Genomic DNA, 201 nt, shown 5'->3' on the forward strand with positions numbered 1-201 from the left:
TTGTTAATTTTAATGTGGGTTGCTTTAGGTAAGAGATGTAATGCTTGTTTAGCATCTTGGTCTCTTATTAACCCTCCAAATTTAGGATCGCTTTGAAGAAGTAAAACAGGACATTGAATTTTAGGAAGTAATCCCTCTATTTTATATTCAGCATAGGTTTCATCAAAGCGTTCAAGAACAGCTGTAAGTACCTCTGGGTCA

Annotated in this window: 1 protein-coding gene; it reads right to left on the reverse strand. The window is 35.3% G+C overall.

The features are described from left to right. Positions 1 to 201: hypothetical protein (locus LOK41_RS28920; RefSeq protein ID WP_241819492.1), on the reverse strand; the 201-nt coding region annotated here is incomplete at both ends.

The organism is Bacillus sp. TL12, assembly GCF_022625245.1.
Taxonomy (GTDB): domain Bacteria; phylum Bacillota; class Bacilli; order Bacillales; family Bacillaceae_G; genus Bacillus_A.